Annotated in this window: 13 protein-coding genes; 5 read left to right on the top strand and 8 right to left on the bottom strand. The window is 64.6% G+C overall.

Translation table 11 applies throughout. From position 1 onward, the window contains the following. Nucleotides 1-67: 67 nt before the first annotated feature. The 4 genes from ACYVNQ_RS10045 to ACYVNQ_RS10030 all read right to left on the bottom strand — a co-directional run bounded on the left by ACYVNQ_RS10045 (nucleotide 68) and on the right by ACYVNQ_RS10030 (nucleotide 6,839). A complete protein-coding gene (locus ACYVNQ_RS10045; RefSeq protein ID WP_460902328.1) occupies nucleotides 68-1,384 on the bottom strand; it encodes a hypothetical protein in 1,317 nt (438 codons plus the stop codon). A 163-nt stretch (nucleotides 1,385-1,547) separates the two neighbouring features. Beyond that, nucleotides 1,548-4,274: a DNA mismatch repair protein MutS gene (mutS, locus tag ACYVNQ_RS10040; RefSeq protein ID WP_460902327.1), complete on the bottom strand. Its 2,727-nt coding sequence runs from the start codon at nucleotides 4,272-4,274 to the stop codon at nucleotides 1,548-1,550. Between the two features lie 129 nt (nucleotides 4,275-4,403). After that, nucleotides 4,404-5,702 carry a lysophospholipid transporter LplT gene (lplT, locus tag ACYVNQ_RS10035; protein WP_460902326.1) on the bottom strand — a complete coding sequence of 433 codons (1,299 nt, stop codon included), beginning with the start codon at nucleotides 5,700-5,702 and terminating at the stop codon, nucleotides 4,404-4,406. A 333-nt stretch (nucleotides 5,703-6,035) separates the two neighbouring features. Beyond that, nucleotides 6,036-6,839 carry an inositol monophosphatase family protein gene (locus ACYVNQ_RS10030; protein ID WP_460902325.1) on the bottom strand — a complete coding sequence of 268 codons (804 nt, stop codon included), beginning with the start codon at nucleotides 6,837-6,839 and terminating at the stop codon, nucleotides 6,036-6,038. Nucleotides 6,840-7,212: 373 nt separating this feature from the next. On the opposite strand from ACYVNQ_RS10030, the gene ACYVNQ_RS10025 reads away from it, so the two are divergent. Both ACYVNQ_RS10025 and cysE read left to right on the top strand, forming a co-directional pair. Further along, nucleotides 7,213-8,052, top strand: coding sequence for an RNA methyltransferase (locus ACYVNQ_RS10025; protein WP_460902324.1), 840 nt, complete (start codon nucleotides 7,213-7,215; stop codon nucleotides 8,050-8,052). Between the two features lie 253 nt (nucleotides 8,053-8,305). Continuing rightward, nucleotides 8,306-9,106 (top strand): serine O-acetyltransferase, encoded by an 801-nt coding sequence (gene cysE, locus ACYVNQ_RS10020; RefSeq protein ID WP_460902323.1) that lies wholly within the window; start codon nucleotides 8,306-8,308, stop codon nucleotides 9,104-9,106. A 20-nt stretch (nucleotides 9,107-9,126) separates the two neighbouring features. On the opposite strand, the gene ACYVNQ_RS10015 is transcribed toward cysE, so the two are convergent. The 4 genes from ACYVNQ_RS10015 to ACYVNQ_RS10000 form a co-directional block, all read right to left on the bottom strand. After that, the gene (locus ACYVNQ_RS10015) at nucleotides 9,127-9,924 is read right to left on the bottom strand and encodes a UDP-2,3-diacylglucosamine diphosphatase (protein ID WP_460902322.1); all 798 of its coding nucleotides are present in this window, start codon (nucleotides 9,922-9,924) and stop codon (nucleotides 9,127-9,129) included. Nucleotides 9,925-10,163: 239 nt separating this feature from the next. After that, nucleotides 10,164-10,658, bottom strand: coding sequence for a peptidylprolyl isomerase (locus ACYVNQ_RS10010; protein ID WP_460902321.1), 495 nt, complete (start codon nucleotides 10,656-10,658; stop codon nucleotides 10,164-10,166). Between the two features lie 286 nt (nucleotides 10,659-10,944). Continuing rightward, on the bottom strand, nucleotides 10,945-11,514 hold the full coding sequence (locus ACYVNQ_RS10005) for a peptidylprolyl isomerase (RefSeq protein WP_460902320.1): 570 nt from the start codon (nucleotides 11,512-11,514) through the stop codon (nucleotides 10,945-10,947). Nucleotides 11,515-11,720: 206 nt separating this feature from the next. Further along, nucleotides 11,721-12,569: a tetratricopeptide repeat protein gene (locus ACYVNQ_RS10000; RefSeq protein ID WP_460902319.1), complete on the bottom strand. Its 849-nt coding sequence runs from the start codon at nucleotides 12,567-12,569 to the stop codon at nucleotides 11,721-11,723. 412 nt (nucleotides 12,570-12,981) lie between these two features. Between ACYVNQ_RS10000 and cysS the strand changes: the two genes are divergently transcribed. From cysS to ACYVNQ_RS09985, 3 genes are all read left to right on the top strand, one after another. Next, on the top strand, nucleotides 12,982-14,379 hold the full coding sequence (gene cysS, locus ACYVNQ_RS09995; protein WP_460902318.1) for a cysteine--tRNA ligase: 1,398 nt from the start codon (nucleotides 12,982-12,984) through the stop codon (nucleotides 14,377-14,379). Between the two features lie 47 nt (nucleotides 14,380-14,426). After that, nucleotides 14,427-15,506, top strand: coding sequence for a DNA-3-methyladenine glycosylase family protein (locus ACYVNQ_RS09990; RefSeq protein WP_460902317.1), 1,080 nt, complete (start codon nucleotides 14,427-14,429; stop codon nucleotides 15,504-15,506). A 182-nt stretch (nucleotides 15,507-15,688) separates the two neighbouring features. Continuing rightward, the gene (locus ACYVNQ_RS09985) at nucleotides 15,689-16,660 is read left to right on the top strand and encodes an acetyl-CoA carboxylase carboxyltransferase subunit alpha (RefSeq protein WP_460902316.1); all 972 of its coding nucleotides are present in this window, start codon (nucleotides 15,689-15,691) and stop codon (nucleotides 16,658-16,660) included. Nucleotides 16,661-16,673 lie beyond the last annotated feature (13 nt).

Here is a 16,673-nt window from a genome sequence, read left to right as displayed (position 1 = left end):
CAGGCAATACGGGTATTCCGTTGATGCCGACAGCTTCGTCCCCTTTGTTGTATCTGGAGGTTTGGGGTTATTGGCCGGGTGGGGTGCTGATTGCGCTATTACCGGCACTGTTGCCCAGGTTATTGCCTGCGCCGTGCGTCGGGTCGGACGCGTTGGGCAGCGAATTGCCGGGCGTGTTGCCTGGGACCGCACCGCCCGGAACGGGATTGGGCGCTGGGCCTGGCGGCGGCTCCGGCAGTATCGGCGGCAACTCCGAAGCGGGCGACAACGACGGCACCGCAGGCATCGGCTCAGGCATCGGCGTGAGCGGTTCGCCGCGTGGCTGCACGGGCGGCGTGGGCAGCAGAGGCAGGTCTTTCGGCACGTCGCGTACGGTTACGCGAAATGGCGGACGGCGTGCCATGTCGGCGTCGATTTGCACCCACTGGTTCTGGCGGTCGCGCGGCGCGATCGCGATGCGCGTCAGGTTCGTGACGAGCGCGCCCTTGTCGTTGCGCAGCGGCTGATCGATCGTGAAGCCGCCATGCGCGCGTTCGTCGTCCTGATGAATCACGAGCACGGGGCCGCGGAACGTTTCCGCCAGCTTCACCAGCCCGCGCTTGAATTCCAGATAGCCATCGCGGGCCTTGTTGCCAAAGCGCAGCCACGCAAAACGCTCCGGCCGCTCGTAACGTTCCGGGTCGAAGTCGCCTTGCACGATCACGACCATCGCTTTTGCGTCGCGTCGCTTTGCATATTCGGCCGCGTGGTCGAGCCAGAACGTGGTGGCCACCACGCGATCTTCGAACTCGCCATTGCGGCCGCCGGCGGTCAGATAGTGATTGTTCGGGCTCGGCACGTTCAGCCCGACGAACACGGTGTCGCCCAGTTGCCAGCGCACGTTTTCGCGATAGGTCCGAAAGCGCGACACTTCGCTTTCGCGCGTGAGCGGTAGCGGGTTTTGTCCCATCGACGACGCATCCGCGAAGAGCGTCTGGCGCAACTGGTCGAGCCGTTCGACCGGGTCGTAGCCGCCACCCGCCGCGCTGTTGCAATCGGCCCAGTCGTGCTGGCCGGGGATAAACACGAGCGCGGGTCTGGCGGCCCGCAGCAACGCTTCGCGGGCCTCGTACAACGAGTCGCGGCAGGCTTCGCTGGCGCTTTTCAGATTGCCGTCGTAGACGATGAACGACACTTGCGGATCGCGGCCGATCGCGTCGATCAGGCGTTGCGTCGGCGCCTCGTCGGCGGGGCTTTGCAGTGTGCCGGTGATGACCGCGAATGCGTAATGCGGCGCGGCGTGGGCTGGCTGTTGCAATGCGCAGAGGAGTGCGGCGAGTACGCCGAGTGAGCTGAGGCGCGCGCAGGCCTGGGCGGTGATGCGTCGCGCGGTTAGCTGCGCCATGCGTGTCGCTGGTGCTGTTCGTGCCGCACTCGGTGAATGCACCGCATGTGCTGCATTTGCTGCATCTGCCACATCTGCCACATCTGCCGCGCGTGCAGGGACACGCCCGCCGCGCGATTCGCGCAGGGCCGCCACGCAGGCCGCGATGCCGGCGCGCACGCGCTCAACGCTGCGACGAATCCGGCGGCGTCGGCGTGGCCAGCTCATGCAGTTCGTAGAGAAGATCGAGCGCGTCGCGCGGTCGCAGCTCGTTCGGGTCGATGCCGCGCAGACGTTCGACAAGTGTCTGCAGTGCCGGGTCGAGTGGCGCGGGCGCGTCGTACGCTTCGTCGTCGTTGGCGTCCTGCAGCATCGGTGTGCCAGCAAACAGGTCGAGTTGCGGCGCGGGCTGTCCGGCCGACTGCTGCTCGAGATACGCGAGATGCTTGCGTGCAGCGCGAATCACCGGTGTCGGCACACCTGCGAGCTGCGCGACCTGCAAGCCATAGCTCTGGTTCGCAGGTCCTTCGTCGACGGCGTGCAGGAACACGATGCCGTGGCCATGTTCGACCGCCGACAGATGCACATTGGCTGCCTGCGGAAACTCGGCGGGCAGTTGCGTAAGTTCGAAGTAGTGCGTCGCGAACAGCGTATGACAGCCGTTGTGCGCAAGCAGATGGCGCGCAATCGCCCACGCGAGCGCGAGGCCGTCGAACGTGGATGTGCCGCGGCCGATCTCGTCCATCAGCACGAGGCTCTGCGGCGTAGCGTCGTTCAGGATCGCGGCCGCTTCGGTCATCTCGACCATGAAGGTGGAGCGGCCGCCGGCCAGATCGTCGGCTGCGCCGATACGCGTGAAGATGCGGTCGATCGGCCCAAACGACGCACGCCGCGCCGGCACGTAACTGCCGACGTACGCCATCAGCGCGATCAGCGCGGTTTGCCGCATAAAGGTCGATTTACCGCCCATGTTGGGGCCGGTGATCAGCAGCAGCTTGCGCTCCGGACTCAACGTGCAGTCGTTCGCGATGAACTGTTCGACCTGCGCCTCGACGACCGGATGCCGCCCTTGCTCGATCTCGATGCCGCCCTCCGGCTGGAACGACGGCGCAACCCAGTCGAGCGCGCGCGCCCGTTCCGCGAATGCGACCAGCAGATCGAGTTCCGCGAGTGCGCCGGCGACGCGCTGGCAGTCTGCGATGAACGGCAGCAGCGCCTGCAGCAGCGTGTCGTACAGCGACTTTTCGCGCGCCAGCGCGCGTTCCTGCGCGGATAGCGCCTTGTCTTCGAAAGTCTTCAGCTCGGGCGTGATGTAGCGCTCGGCGTTCTTCAGCGTCTGCCGGCGACGATAGTCGTCGGGCACCTTGTCGGTCTGGCCGCGCGTGACCTCGATATAGAAGCCGTGCACCTTGTTGTACTCGACGCGCAGGTTGCCGATGCCGGTGCGTGCGCGCTCGCGTGTTTCAAGCTCGATCAGGAACTGCCCGCAGTTCTCCGAGATGTCACGCAATTCGTCCAGCTGCGCGTCGTAGCCACGCGCGATCACGCCGCCGTCGCGCAGCATCGCGGCGGGTTCCGCGGCGATTGCGCCCGTCAACAGGTCCACGCACTCGGCGGGCGGTTCGAGCGACAGGTGCAGGCGCGCGAGCGACGCTGCGCTCTCCGTGATCGCGGCAAGCTGCGTGCGCAATTCCGGCATGGCCGCGAAGGTATCGCGCAGGCTCGACAGGTCGCGCGGCCGCGCGGACAGCAACGCGAGCCGCCCGGTGATCCGCTCGATGTCGGAAATGCGTCGCAACGCGCCACGCAGTGCGTCGATGCTGGTGGCCGGGTTGCTTTGTGCGGACACGTCGAGCAGCGCGCCGATTGCCTGCTGGCGTGCCTGCGCGAACGAAGCGTCGCGCGGCGGATGGTGCAGCCAGTGACGCAACAGACGGCTACCCATCGTCGTGCAACAGGTGTCGAGCAGCGAGCACAGCGTGGGCGCTTCGGTGCCGCGTAGCGTTTCGGTCAGTTCGAGGTTGCGCCGCGTGGCCGGGTCGAGGCCGATATATTCCGATTCCAGTTCGACTTTCAGGCTGCGCACATGGCGCAGCTGCTGGCCCTGCGTGGCCGACGCATAGAGCAGCAGTGCGCCGGCCGAGCCGCACGCGCAGGTCAACGAATGCGCGCCGAAGCCGTCGAGGCCCGCGACGTCCAGTTGGTCGCACAGGCGCTGCTTGCCCGACACGATGTCGAAGTGCCAGCCGGGCACGCGCGTGAGTGCGCCGCTGCCAGGCGGTGGCGCCCACGCATTGGCATCCGTGCCGGACTGCTCGGCGACCAGAATTTCCGCCGGCCGGATACGTTCGAGTGCGGTGGCCACTTCGTCCGGCGCGACTTCAGCAAGACGCAGTGCGCCGCTTGCAAGATTGAGCCACGCAAGGCCAACCGATGTCACGATGCCGCGCCGGTTGTGCGCAGGGCAAGCCGCCAGCAGATACACATCGCTCTTGTCCGCCAGCAGCGCGGCGTCGGTCAGCGTGCCGGGTGTGACGACGCGCACTACCTTGCGTTCGACGGGGCCTTTCGACGTGGCCGGGTCGCCGATCTGCTCGCAGATCGCTACCGATTCGCCGAGCTTCACGAGCTTCGCCAGATATTGTTCGACCGCATGATGCGGCACGCCGGCCATCTTGATCGGATTGCCGGCCGATGCGCCGCGTTGCGTGAGTGTGAGGTCGAGCAGACGGGCGGCCTTCTCGGCGTCGTCGAAGAACAATTCGTAGAAGTCGCCCATCCGGTAGAACACGAGCGTGCCGGGGTGCTCTCCTTTGATGCGTAGATACTGCTGCATCATCGGAGTATGCGGCGCCGCGTCGGCTACGGCGACTGGCGGTGTGCGGTCTTCTGCTGCGGTTTGAATGCCCATCCTCGATGTCTTTCGTGTGTGGCTGTACAGGGCGTGAGTTTAACCCTTCGGCGCGTCGTGTGAAGCTAGCCGGACGGCATATGGCGCGCTGCGCAATCACCGCGTACAGTGGCGTTGCGATGCAAGTGCTTATTCTTCGATCAGCGCGCGCATGTCGACCTTGCGGGCGTTGGCCGCGCTACGCCGCTTCGCAAGCCACATCATCAGCGTGATGAAGGTGCCGAACAGCGCGATGATCCACGGCACCGGCAGCTTCGCGATCAGCAGCAACGCGTAGGCGCCAAGCATGAAGAGCACCGCGAGGTTCTGGTTGAAGTTCTGTACCGCGATCGAAAGTCCGGCGGTCAGCAGGGTCGCGCCGCGGTGCTGCAGCACCGCGTTCATCGGCACGATGAAAAAGCCCGACAACGCGCCGAGCAGCACCATCAGCGGGTAGGCAAGGATGATGTAAGCGGGCGCCACGAACGAGCCGATGCGCAGGCCGGCGCCGGGCGGAAACAGGTCCTTGCTATAGAAGGCCATCGCCACCGCAACCGCGCCGGTGACGATGCCCACCGGCAGCACGCGCAGCGAGCCGCGCAACGGGATCCACGCCGCCGCGGCGGCGGCGCCGAGCGCGATGCCGAGTCCCGCCACGCCTTGCATCACGGCGGCTTTCGACAGCGACAGGCCGAGGTTTACGTCGGCCCATTTGAGTACCAGCAGCTGCAGGGTGACCGCGCCGCCCCACATCAGCGTGGTTACCCACAGCGCGATCTGTGCGAGGCGGTCGGACCACAGTACGTTGAAGCAGCGCACGAATTCGCCGACCAGTTGCCCGGGCTCGGTGAGGCGGTTCGGGTAGCGCGCGCCGGTATCGGGAATGCCGACGTTGAGCAGCGCGGCGCCGGCGTAGGTGAGCATGACTGCAAGCATCGCGAGATCGGCGGCGGTCGCGATCAGCGGCAGGTGCGCATGGGCCACGAAACGGGTTGCGTAAGTGCTGATCAGCGCGCCGCCAAGCATCGTGCCGACAATGGTGGAGAGCACGGTGGCCGACTCGAGCCATGCGTTCGCGGTGATCAGCCGCTCGGGCGGCAGCAGTTCGGTGAGAATGCCGTACTTCGCCGGCGAGTACGCGGCGGCGCCGATGCCCACCACCGCGTAGGCGAGCATCGGATGCACGCTGAAGATCATCAGCAGGCAGCCGGTCGCTTTCAGCGCGTTCGACGCGAACATCACGTGGCGCTTTTGCAGTGCGTCCGCGAACGCGCCGACGAAGGGCGCGAGCAGCACGTAAGACACGGTGAAGAAGATCTGCAGCAGCGGCGTGACCCACGACGGCGAGCGGATCACCGTGAGTTGCGCGATCGCGGCGATCAGCAGCGCGTTGTCGGCGAGCGACGACACAAACTGCGCGGCGATGATCGTATAGAAGCCTTTTTTCATGGCGGCGAATGGAACCTCGCGAACCTCGCGCGAATGGCGAACCGAGCTTCGATGCAGCAGACCGGTGAAAGTGCCGCTGAATGTGCTGCTTGATCCCGCTTAACCCTGCTTAAAGTCGCACGCGGGGCAGCGGCCTTCGTTACGGCGCCTGAAAATTTCGCGCAACCGGCAAAGCCGGGCTTCGATGCGGAGTGCACCGATGGAACGATCGCCGACGGCCGGGCATCCGCGGCGAAGTCCGGCGTTCACGCGCGAACTCCATACGCGCAAGCTGCAGCGCAGCGCCAGCCGTAAAACAAAAAAGCGGCCGTAGCCGCTTGCCTGATCGACGCGTTACGCCGTTTGCTGCTTCGTACGGCTGTAGCGCGAAAGAATCGGGATCATCTGCGCATAGACCTTCGGGTTGCCTGCCACGATTTCATTCACGTGCAGGAAGTCCGAATCGCCGGTGTAGTTGCCGACCAGGCCGCCCGCCTCGGTGATCAGCAAGCTGCCCGCGGCCATGTCCCACGCGTTGATGCCTTGCTCGAAGAAGCCGTCCATGCGGCCGGCCGCGACGTTGGCCAGATCGAGCGCGGCTGCGCCCGGGCGGCGCAAGCCCGCGCAGGCTTCGGTCATTTCGCCGAACAGCCGCGTGTAGGCGCCCAGGCCGTTCTTGTCGCGGAACGGGAAGCCGGTGCCGATCAGGCTGTCGGCGAGGCGGTCGCGCTTCGCGACGCGAATGCGCCGGTCGTTCAGATACGCGCCTCGGCCGCGCGAGGCGGTGAACAGGTCGTTGCGGGTCGTGTCATAGACGACTGCCTGGGTGACGATGCCCTTGTGCGCAAGCGCGATCGACACGCAGTAGTACTGGAAGCCGTGAATGAAGTTGGTGGTGCCGTCGAGCGGATCGATGATCCACTGATATTCGGATTCGTTGCCGGAAGCGCCGGACTCTTCGGCCAGGATCGAATGATCGGGGTAAGCGGTGGTGAGCGTTTCGATGATCGCTTCTTCCGACGCCTTGTCGACTTCCGTGACGAAATCGTTGTGCTGCTTCTTGCTGACCTGCAGCAGATCGAGGTCGAGCGACGCGCGGTTGATAATCTGCCCGGCGCGGCGAGCGGCCTTTACTGCAATGTTGAGCATGGGATGCATGTGCCTGGATCCTTTAGATGGAGCATGCCGGCAAACCGCGCGCTGTGCGGGCAACGTGGGTGCGCGAGGCGCCCTGATGCTACGCAAAGCCGGTCTGCCAACGTTCCGTCGACGAAAGACGAATTGAATAAGAGCGAGGCGCTGGTCGGCCGCTGCGAACGACTCGTGATGAATACGAGCGATAAATGCAAGGCAGCGGGTGCGATGGCGCGCGAATAAGCGTGATTTTACCCGAGTTTTACGCCGGCCTCGCCGCACGACGGCCAACGGGCGGTATGCAAGCGGTTCGCGGGCAACGTGCGCTGAGTATTCGTGGAAAGAGGGTACGAGTTGGCGCTACCATACCTGTTTCCGTTGCGAGCCTTACTCTACCGTGGTCCAACCGCCTACCTCAGTGCCGCCGCCCGACGCGGCTTTACCCGACAACGCCCAGCCGGTGCGCGGCGGCTTCACGTCGACGCGTTTCGTGCTGGTCGAGCCGAGCCATCCGGGCAATGTCGGCGCTGCGGCGCGCGCGTTGAAAACAATGGGTTTTTCGCGGCTCGTGCTGGTCGCGCCGCGCGTCGCAAACGTGCAGAGCGACCCGGAGGCGATCGCCATGGCAAGTGGCGCCGACGACGTACTGGCCAGCGCGCACGTAGTGCCGACGCTTACCGATGCGCTGTCCGGTGCGCAATGGTCGCTTGCGCTGACCGCGCGCTCGCGCGAGTACGGGCCGCCGCAACTCGCGCCGCGCGCGGCCGCGCTGCATGCACGCGAGCACGCGGCGCAAGGCGACATCGCGCTCGTATTCGGCAACGAGCGCACCGGTTTGTCGAACGAAGATGTCGAGCGCTGCAGTGCGCTCGCGCATATTCCGGCCAATCCTGCTTACAGTTCGCTGAACCTCGCGCAGGCGATCCAGGTGCTGTCATACGAGCTGCGCATGGCCTACCTCGATACGCCCGAAGCCGGCGACGCCGAAGGCATCGCCGTGCCCGGCGCGGCTAACGTGCGCGCCGCAAGCGACGAGATCGAGCGGATGTTCGTGCACCTCGAGAACGCGCTAATCACGCTGGAATTTCTCGATCCGGCCAATCCGAAAAAGTTGATGTCGCGGCTGCGGCGCCTGTTTGCGCGTGCGGGGCTGGAGCGCGAGGAGGTCAACATCGTGCGGGGAATCGCCAAGCATATCTTGCTGAAGATCGGGAGCGGGGGCGGCGAAACCCGCTAGGCATCGATCGACTGGGCAGCCGCACATGTTGCGCGTACGCCGCCGCACCGCCGTGGGGCGCCGGCGAACCTGCGTCCGCATGTGACCTTGCCACCCGAGTGGGCATCTGCGGGATGTGGCCGATTCACCCTACAATCGGTCAATAGTCGTCAGCGTCATAAGCAAAGCAGGCGGTTCGATAAAGTCAGCCGGGGCCCATTGCGCCACGCCGGCGCAGCCTGCACCCATCCCCCAACACGACAGCGCCACTGCCATGTTCACCAGACTTCGCGAAGACGTCGCCACGATCCGCGAGCGCGACCCCGCCGCCCGCAGCGCCTTTGAGGTGCTGATCTGCTATCCGGGCCTGCACGCGCTGGTGCTGCATCGTTTCGCGCACGCCTGCTGGCGCGCAAAACGCCACGTGCTCGCGCGCTTCGTTTCGCAGCTCGGGCGCTTTCTGACCGGCATCGAAATCCACCCGGGCGCGACCATCGGGCGCCGCGTCTTCATCGATCATGGCATGGGCGTGGTGATCGGCGAGACCGCCGTAGTGGGCGACGATTGCACGATCTACCAGGGCGTGACGCTTGGCGGCACGTCGCTCACGCGCGGCGCGAAGCGGCACCCGACGCTCGAGCGCGGCGTGATCGTCGGGGCGGGGGCAAAGGTGCTGGGCGGCTTCACCATCGGCGCGGAGGCGAAGATCGGCTCGAACGCGGTGGTCGTCAAACCGGTGCCCGCAGGTGGCACCGCGGTCGGCAATCCCGCGCGCGTCGTAATGCCGGCACGGGCTGCCGCCAGCAGCAATGCGCAGCCAGCCGCGACGGTGCGCGCGGGCTTCTGCGCATATGGCATCACGCCGAATGCGGACGATCCGGTATCACTCGCGATTCACGGCCTGGTCGATCACGCGGCCAACCAGTCGCAGCGCATCGACGAAGTCGTCGCGGCGCTCGAGCGGCTTGGCGCAACCCTGAATGCGTTGCACGGCAGCGATGCGGCGCTGCTCGATCTGCGGCGCTTATCGGCGTCGCTGGAAGGAAAGCTCGAGAGCAGCACGGAGCAACGCTGAGACCCGGCACCGCGCCCCGTTCAATCCAGCGGCAGCGCGCGCACCCCTTCTGCGTCGATGCGCAGATACCCACCGCGGCGCTCGCCGTGATCCAGATCCCAATCCGGCAGCACCCAGCGCGTGCCGTCCGTTTCGCGATGCCGCGCCGGCCGGTGCGTATGGCCATGAATAATCGTGTGCGTACCGGTCCGTTTGAATAGCGCGGCAATACCCTCGCGCGTCACGTCGTAGCGCGGCGAAACCGGCCGTGAACGGTGCATCTGGCTGTCATTGCGCATCTTTTGCGCGAGTGCCTTGCGCCACCGGTACGGACACAGCAAAAACAGCCATTGCACGAAACCATTGCGCGCGAAGCGTCTGAAATGCAGATAGCGGCGGTCGGCGGTGCACTGTCCGTCGCCGTGCGCGAGGGCGATCTTCGTGCCGAACGACGTGATCACGAACGGATCCGGCAGCCAGATCGCGCCAGCCGCTTTCATGAAGCGTTTGCCCAGCAGAAAATCGCGATTGCCGTGCATCACGTACAACGCGATGCCGCGCTCCGACAGCGTATGCATCAGCGCTGCCATACGAGCGGGAAACGGGTCGGCGAGCATATCGTCGCCGATCCAGTATTCGAACAGGTCGCCGAGAATGAACACGGAATCGGCGTGCTCGGCGGTCACGCGGATGAAATGCTCGAACGCCGCGACCGTGCGCGGCAATGCCTCGGACAGGTGCAGATCCGACAGGAAAAAAAACGGGCGTGCGGCGTGCGGGCGTTTGCCCTCGCCGGGCACGCCCGCGGCGACGCTTCGCAGCGGCGTTTCTTGCAGCATCGAAATCTTTCTGTTGATTGCTGGTTTTACGATTATGGAATAGCTGCAGCCGTCTGCGGAATTCTGTTTTTGGCTGCGGCGCGCGCCGCAGCCAGGTCATGCGTGGCGAGCCCGGAGGCACGCTGGCGAATCGGCAACTCGCGATCGGCAAGCCAGCGGCGAGCTAGCGGCGAGCCGGTGGTCAACCCACCCCCAACCGCCAGCCGTTCGCGCCGGCCCGCTGCCGCCGCGCGCGCCGTTTACTCGACGACGACCGCTTTTTCGATGATCACGTCGTCGACCGGCACGTCCTGGTGAAAGCCCTTCGAGCCGGTCTTCACCTTGCGGATCGCGTCGACCACCTCGAGGCCCTCGACCACCTTGCCGAACACCGTATAGCCCCAGCCTTGCGGCGTCGGCGACGAATGGTTCAGGAAGTCGTTGTCGTTGACGTTGATAAAGAATTGCGCGGTGGCCGAATGCGGGTCGTTGGTGCGAGCCATCGCAACCGAGCCTTTGACGTTCTTCAGGCCGTTGTTCGCTTCGTTGTCGACCGGCGCCTGGGTGGGCTTTTGCTTCATGCCCGGCTCGAAACCGCCACCCTGGATCATGAAGCCGTCGATCACGCGGTGGAACACGGTGTTGTCGTAGTGGCCGGCCTTCACGTAGCTGAGGAAGTTCTCGACCGACTTCGGTGCTTTTTCGGCGTCCAGTTCAAGCTTGATGACGCCGTGATTTGTATGCAGTTCAACCATGATGGATTCCCTTGACTAAAAACGGATGAATGAAAGACGCACCGCCTGCGGCACACTGTGCCGGCCGGCGCGCCGGCGGCATGGTTTCTCTTGTCCCGGCTGCGGCGACCAGCGGGGCGCGCTACCCGCAAGGATACGGCAGAGCGGGCAGCGTATCAGCAGCGCGTTGGCGTGCGCGGCCGATGCGCCTGCTTTGGCCGCCGTGTACCAACGACCAGCGAGCAGCGAGCAGCGAGCCAGCAGCGGGACAACAACGCGCACCACCCACTCGCCGCTCGCGTGCAACTTACTTGCCGACCACCGTCGCCGACTGGATCACGATCGGCTGTTGCGGCACGTCGCCCATCGGGCCGCGCGTGGTGGTGGGCGTCGCTTCGATTTTCTTCACGACGTCCATGCCCGAGGTCACTTTGCCGAATACCGCATAGCCGTTGCCATCCGGGTTCGGATAATCGAGATTCGCGTTGTCGACCGTATTGATGAAGAACTGCGCGGTGGCCGAATTCGGATCGCTGGTGCGCGCCATCGCGAGCGTGCCGGCGGTGTTTTTCAGGCCGTTGCGGCTTTCGAGCGGAATCGGTGCGCGGGTCGGTTTTTCGGTGAAGCTCGTCGTGTAGCCGCCGCCCTGGATCATGAAGCCGGGAATCACGCGATGGAACACCGTGCCGCTGTACTGGCCGGCCTTCACGTAATCGAGGAAGTTGGCGACGGTCTTCGGCGCCTTTTCGGGATACAGCTCGACGCGGATGTCGCCGTCGCTGGTCTTGAACAGCACGGAAGGATGTGTGGACTGCGCGAAGGCGGGCGCGTTGACAATCAGGGCGGCGCCGCAAAGCGCGAGCAACATGCGATTCATGGAGTTCCTCGGATGGAAAAACCTGCAGCAGACAACGAAGCGATGAAGCGCCGATGACGGTTCGAAGAAATCGGCGCGACGGATGGGAAAACGACGATCACCGCGCGCGGCACCGATGCATCACGGCGTGCCGCATCGCATGCACCGGCTGCCGTGCCGCGCGATACGCACACGCGATGTACTGCATCGGATGCGCAGCGCAGCGCTCATCGCGACGGCGCGACGTACGGCGGAATCGCCAGCGAACCGCTCGGTCCGCCGAACTGGAAGCCCGGCGTATCGGTGATGTTCGACGTTGCGCGATTGATGTAATCGGAGGCGGGCGGTGTGGCGCTCGCCGCCGCTTGCGGACGCTGCCGCGGCGCGATGATTTTCTCGATGTCGGCAAGGCGCTGCTGGGTCGTGCCGCTCGCGCGGCCGAGACCCTGGGCGCGGCGATAGGCCTGGTCGGCCAGACGCAGATACAGGTCGCCGAGATTCTCATATGCGAGCCCGTAACCCGGGCTTGCCTTGGTGGCGGTTTCGAGTGCCGCGCGTGCCTCGCTGTAGCGGCCTTGCTTCGCATACAGCGCGGCGAGGTTGTTGTACGGCTCGGGCAATTCGGGGTACGTCTCAGTCAGTTCGGTGAATGCGGCGATTGCGTCGTCGTCGCGATTCAGGCGTGCGAGCACGGTGGCGCGCTTGAATTTCGCTTGCGCATCGCGCGGGTTTTGCGCAATACGTGCATCGAGTTGCTTGAGCGCGGCGTTCCAGTTCTTCTGCTGGATCGACGCGTCGGCGTCGGGCGTCATGTCGCGCGTTGCGGGGCCGTGCGAGATCACGTCGGCTTTTTGCGCGAACGCGGGGGCGGCCGGTGCGATCAGCAATGCGAACGCGCCGAGCGCGATGGCGAGCTTGACCGATGCGGCCGATGTGGCCGATGTATGTGCCGCGGCGCTGACAGTTGTATTCAAAGTGGTATTGACGGACGCATTGACTGAAGCATTGGCGAGCGCGTTGACAGCGGCATCGACGCCCACCGTACCGCAGCCGAAGGCGCGTGCCGCAACCCGCATGACGGCCTGCAAGGAGGCACGCGGAGAGGGGCGCAGACCGGCACGCGAAACCACGGGCGCAGAGGTGCGGGAAGGGACGCGCAAAGAGGCACGGGAAAGGGCGCTAAACGCCGCTGCGCCAATGTGTGCGACGCCTCGTATGCGGCCGCTGGAAGATTTCATAGGGCTAGGTATGGATGTTATACTCCGACCCATTCTAACAAAAGGTCTGCGCGTTCCGTCGAACCACAGACTCTCTTTTCGCCACTCGTGGTCGTCTCCGCCTTGACAGCAGCTTGATCACCGCACCCGGTGCGCGATCGGTTGCCAAACCCTGTCGCCGCATCGTGAGTTCGTCGTCCGCGGGCGCGGCATGAACCGCGGTTTGAACGAACGGCAGCGCGGATTTCACTCGGCTCACGCATCGCTCTCTATGGAACCACTGCGCATCTACAACACGCTCGCGCGTGACAAGCAAACTTTCGTGCCACTGCAAGACGGAGTGGTGCGCATGTACGTCTGCGGGATGACGGTGTACGACTATTGCCACATCGGTCATGCACGCGTGATGGTCGTGTTCGACATCGTGCAGCGCTGGCTGCGCGCGCTGGGGTACCAGGTCACGTACGTGCGCAACATCACCGATATCGACGACAAGATCATTCGCCGCGCAGTCGAGAACGGCGAATCGATCAAGGCGCTGACCAGCCGCTTCATCCAGGCGATGCATGAAGACGCCGACGCGCTCGGCGTGCAGCGTCCCGATCACGAACCGCGCGCCACCGAATTCATTCCGCAGATGCTCGGCATGATCGACACGCTCGAAGCGCACGGCTATGCGTATCGCGCGGCCGATGGCGACGTCAACTATGCGGTGCGCAAGTTTTCGGGCTACGGCAAGCTGTCCGGCAAATCGCTCGAAGATCTGCGCGCGGGCGAGCGCGTGGCCACCAACGACGCGAAGCAGGACCCGCTCGATTTCGTGCTGTGGAAGCAGTCGAAGCCCGACGAACCGGCCGACACCGGCTGGGACTCGAAGTACGGGCGCGGCCGTCCAGGTTGGCATATCGAATGCTCGGCGATGGGCTGCACGCTGCTGGGCGAGCGTTTCGACATTCACGGCGGCGGCCAGGACCTGCAGTTTCCGCACCATGAAAACGAAATCGCGCAAAGCGAAGCGGCGACGGGCCAAACGTTTGTCAATTACTGGATGCACAACGGCTACGTCCAGATCGACAATGAGAAGATGTCGAAGTCGCTCGGCAACTTCTTTACGATTCGTGAAGTACTGGCGCAGTTCGATGCCGAGGTCGTACGGTTTTTCATCGCGCGCGCGCATTACCGTTCGCCGCTGAACTACAGCGACGCGCACCTCGACGACGCACGCAATGCACTGACTCGTCTTTACACCGCGTTGAAAGACGTCCAGCCGGATCACGCCGCGCTCGACTGGACCGATGCATACGCGCAGCGTTTCCGCGAAGCGATGAACGACGACTTCAACACGCCGGTGGCGGTGGCCGTGCTGTTCGAACTGGCGAGCGAGGTCAACCGCACGCACGATGCAGCACTTGCACGGCAATTGCGTGAGCTCGCGGGTGTAATCGGTTTCCTCGGCCGCGAACCGCGCGCGTTTTTGCAGCAGGCGGCGGGCAGCAGCAAACAGGGTGGGCCCGAGGTCGCGCAGATCGAAGCGCAGATCGCCGCGCGCGTCGCAGCGAAGCAGGCGAAAAACTATGCCGAGGCAGACCGGATTCGTGCGGAATTGCTTGAAGCCGGGGTTGCACTTGAAGACAAACCGGGTGGGGCGACCGAGTGGCGGCGCGTGTGAGCGCGTCACGTTTTTCCCTCTGATCGATCCGCCAGGCAGGAGGCAGGATGGCAACGGCCACGAAGACGCCGGCTAAACGAGCCGCGTCTCAAACCACAACGGCATCTGCAGTAAAAGCAGTACGCACACGCAACGGCGCGGCGGCGAAGGGCGCGTCGAAGACTCCGGCGCGCAAGTCTACTTCGGCTGCGGCTTCGTCATCGGCCAGGGACGGGCTCGCGCATGCCGACGGGCAGGCGGCAGGCAAGAGCGGCGCGGTGCCGCGCAAAAGCGCGAAGCATCTGACCAACGGCGCAGCCGGGCCCGCGGAGCATGCCGCGGCAAAGCCCGCGCGTACGCGTGCAAAGGGCAACGGCGGCAACGGCGAAGTGCCGCCCGAACTCGCTGGCGACGCACAGGAACTCGCGCGCGATACGCTGCACGATGGTGAAATCGTGCGCAAGGCGCGTGCATCGAGCGAGACTGAAGTGGCGGTACCGGTGCAGATCGGCGGCCTTGCACCGGACGAGACACGGCCCGCGTATTGGGACAAGGCGTGTGCGGATCTGGTCAAGCGCGACCGCATTCTGAAGAAACTGATTCCAAAGTTCGGCCCGGTGCATCTGTTGAATCGCGGCGATCCGTTTGTCACGCTCGCGCGGTCGGTGGTCGGGCAGCAGAGCACGGTGGCGTCGGCGCAGGCCACCTGGGAGCGCATCGAAACCGCGTGTCCGAAGCTCGTGCCGCAGCAGATCATCAAGCTCGGGTCGGCGAAGCTGCTGGCATGCGGTTTGTCCAAACGCAAGACCGAGTACATTCTCGATCTCGCGCAACACTTTGTGTCGGGCGCGTTGCACATCGCCAAGTGGGCGACGATGGACGACGAAGCGGTGATCGCCGAGCTCACGCAGATTCGCGGCATCGGCCGCTGGACGGCGGAGATGTTTCTGATCTTCAATCTGTCGCGTCCGGACGTGTTGCCGCTCGACGATCTCGGCTTGATCCGCGCGATCAGCGTCAACTATTTCAGCGGCGAACCGGTCACACGCAGCGAAGCGCGCGAGGTCGCCGCGAACTGGGAGCCGTGGCGTACGGTGGCGACGTGGTATATGTGGCGCAGTCTCGATCCGCTGCCAGTCGATGCATAACAACGCGTTTGCGCCTGCAGCAGGGGCTGCTGGAAAGATTCACCGCGAGTTTCGCTGCACATTCGCATAGCACCAACCGGGGTGCTATCAACCTATCAGGTTTAATAGTTTTGAGCCGGTTTTGACGGGGGCGAGCGCGGTTAGAATACGCGTGCCCCGGTTAGTCGAAGGATTAAAAACCAATGAAGACCACCTTTCTGGATTTCGAGCAGCCCATCGCCGAGCTCGAAGCGAAAATCGAAGAATTACGCTTCGTGCAGGACGATTCGGCCGTCGATATTTCGGAAGAGATCGAGCGGCTGTCGAAGAAAGGCCAGCAGCTCACCAAAGATCTTTATGCGAACCTGACGCCGTGGCAGGTTTGCCAGATCGCGCGCCATCCGCAGCGTCCGTACACGATGGACTACGTGAACGAGTTGTTCACGGATTTCCACGAACTGCATGGCGACCGCTCGTATTCGGACGACCTGTCGATCGTCGGCGGCCTCGCCCGTTTCAACGGCCAGCCGTGCATGGTGATCGGCCATCAGAAGGGCCGCGACACCAAAGAGCGCGCGCTGCGCAATTTCGGCATGCCGCGTCCGGAAGGCTATCGCAAGGCCGAGCGGCTGATGCGCCTTGCCGAGAAGTTCGGCCTGCCGCTGTTCACGTTTATCGATACACCGGGTGCGTATCCGGGCATCGGCGCGGAAGAGCGCGGCCAGTCCGAGGCGATCGGCCGCAATCTGTACGTGATGGCCGAACTGAAGACGCCGATCATCTCGACGATCATTGGCGAAGGTGGCTCGGGCGGCGCACTGGCGATCGCCGTCGGCGACAACGTGCTGATGCTGCAATTCTCGACCTACTCGGTGATCTCGCCCGAAGGCTGCGCATCGATTCTGTGGAAGAGCGCGGCGAAGGCGCCGGAAGCAGCCGAAGCGCTCGGTCTGACGGCACATCGGTTGAAGGCGCTCAATCTGATCGACAAGATCATCAACGAGCCGTTGGGCGGCGCGCATCGCGATCCGAAGGGCATGGCCGCCATGCTGCGCCGCGCACTCGCCGATTCGCTGCGGCAGTTCCAGGGCATGAGCATCAACGATCTGCGCCAGCGCCGCTTCGACCGGCTGATGGCGTACGGCAAGTTCAAGGAAACGACGCCGGGCGCATAAGCCGGCGCGTTCA

The sequence above is a fragment of the Paraburkholderia jirisanensis genome (genome assembly GCF_054782355.1).
Note: the sequence above shows the minus strand (reverse complement) of the source record. Positions and strands in the feature narration are given on the sequence as shown.

What these genes read in the sequence shown, in the direction of transcription:
- cysS (WP_460902318.1), top strand. Translation starts at nt 12,982, where the DNA reads ATGGAACCACTGCGCATCTACAACACGCTCGCGCGTGACAAGCAAACT.
- ACYVNQ_RS10045 (WP_460902328.1), bottom strand. Translation starts at nt 1,384, where the DNA reads ATGGCGCAGCTAACCGCGCGACGCATCACCGCCCAGGCCTGCGCGCGC.
- lplT (WP_460902326.1), bottom strand. Translation starts at nt 5,702, where the DNA reads ATGAAAAAAGGCTTCTATACGATCATCGCCGCGCAGTTTGTGTCGTCG.
- ACYVNQ_RS09990 (WP_460902317.1), top strand. Translation starts at nt 14,427, where the DNA reads ATGGCAACGGCCACGAAGACGCCGGCTAAACGAGCCGCGTCTCAAACC.
- ACYVNQ_RS10030 (WP_460902325.1), bottom strand. Translation starts at nt 6,839, where the DNA reads ATGCATCCCATGCTCAACATTGCAGTAAAGGCCGCTCGCCGCGCCGGG.
- mutS (WP_460902327.1), bottom strand. Translation starts at nt 4,274, where the DNA reads ATGGGCATTCAAACCGCAGCAGAAGACCGCACACCGCCAGTCGCCGTA.
- ACYVNQ_RS09985 (WP_460902316.1), top strand. Translation starts at nt 15,689, where the DNA reads ATGAAGACCACCTTTCTGGATTTCGAGCAGCCCATCGCCGAGCTCGAA.
- ACYVNQ_RS10005 (WP_460902320.1), bottom strand. Translation starts at nt 11,514, where the DNA reads ATGAATCGCATGTTGCTCGCGCTTTGCGGCGCCGCCCTGATTGTCAAC.
- ACYVNQ_RS10000 (WP_460902319.1), bottom strand. Translation starts at nt 12,569, where the DNA reads ATGCGGGTTGCGGCACGCGCCTTCGGCTGCGGTACGGTGGGCGTCGAT.
- cysE (WP_460902323.1), top strand. Translation starts at nt 8,306, where the DNA reads ATGTTCACCAGACTTCGCGAAGACGTCGCCACGATCCGCGAGCGCGAC.
- ACYVNQ_RS10015 (WP_460902322.1), bottom strand. Translation starts at nt 9,924, where the DNA reads ATGCTGCAAGAAACGCCGCTGCGAAGCGTCGCCGCGGGCGTGCCCGGC.
- ACYVNQ_RS10010 (WP_460902321.1), bottom strand. Translation starts at nt 10,658, where the DNA reads ATGGTTGAACTGCATACAAATCACGGCGTCATCAAGCTTGAACTGGAC.